The sequence below is a fragment of the Campylobacter sp. JMF_01 NE2 genome (assembly GCF_027737365.1).
GTDB lineage: Bacteria > Campylobacterota > Campylobacteria > Campylobacterales > Campylobacteraceae > Campylobacter_B.
Genome location: NZ_JAOVTR010000024.1, coordinates 1 through 1216, shown reverse-complemented (window position 1 = coordinate 1216; position 1216 = coordinate 1). Strand labels below are relative to the sequence as shown.

Genomic DNA, 1216 nt, shown 5'->3' with positions numbered 1-1216 from the left:
CATAAAGAAAAGCTAGAAATAGAAAACTAGCTTTTCTCCGCCTAAGATCAATTTTTAGAGAGCTTTAAAATGTCTGTGAGTGCGATATTTTCGCATAAACTTCGCTCAATGCTAACTATGCTTGGTATTATTATCGGTATAGCTTCTGTTATCTGCGTTGTCGCCTTAGGCAATGGCTCACAAGAGAAAATTTTAGCTTCGATTAAGTCTATCGGAACAAATACGATCACCGTTCAAGCAGGAAGAAGTTTTGGAGATATGCGAGCAGGGTTTGTTAGCACTCTAACCATTTCTGATTCAAATGCTTTGGCAAGACAGCCGTATATTGATTATTCGACGCCAAATGTAAATTCAAGCGGAACGCTAACTTATGCAAATTTTAACTCTCGAACCGAAGTTAGGGGCGGTGGCGAACACTCGCTTTCTGTTAGCGGAATAGAAATAGAAAGCGGACGAAATTTTAGCGCAGAAGATATAGAAAGCTCTGCTTCTGTGGTCGTGATAGATCAAAATACGAAAAAGCAGTTTTTTAAAAATGAAAATCCGCTTAGCAAAACTATCACATTTGCAGGAAAACCGCTTCGCATTATCGGCGTTGCGGCTGATGAAAAAAATGCTTTTGGTGTAAGCGAGAGTTTGCGAATTTATGTGCCGTATTCGACTTTGATAAATAAAATTTCAGGCAATCGTAGGATAAATTCAATCACCGTAAAAGTAAAAGACGATGTTGATCCGCAAATGGCAGAAGAAAGCATTACTCAGCTTTTAATGCAAAGACACGGCACGAGAGATTTTCATACACGAAATTCAGACACTATAAGACAAACGGTCGAAAGCACAACAGGAACTATGAAAATTCTTATCTCATCGATTGCTGTGATTTCTCTTATTGTCGGCGGAATAGGCGTTATGAATATCATGCTTGTTAGCGTTACCGAACGCACACGCGAAATCGGCATAGCTATGGCAATAGGCGCAAAAGAATCAAATATCTTGCAACAATTTTTAATTGAAGCCATTTTGCTTTGCTCTCTTGGCGGATTTATCGGCATTTTGCTTGCACTTACGCTAGGATATGGATTTAACAGCATTAGCTCAGATTTTACGATGAAATTTACAACTGCACCTTTTGTGATTGCCTTTGTCGTTTCATCGGCTATCGGCATTATTTTTGGCTATTTACCGGCTAGAAATGCAAGTAAATTAAATCCGATTG

The 1216-nt window shown here is 38.9% G+C and carries 1 protein-coding gene; it reads left to right on the top strand.

Annotated features, from left to right (window positions below; genetic code table 11):
* Positions 1-69 precede the first annotated feature (69 nt).
* Positions 70-1216: ABC transporter permease (locus OFO01_RS08965; RefSeq protein WP_270875554.1), on the top strand; the 1147-nt coding region annotated here is incomplete at its 3' end.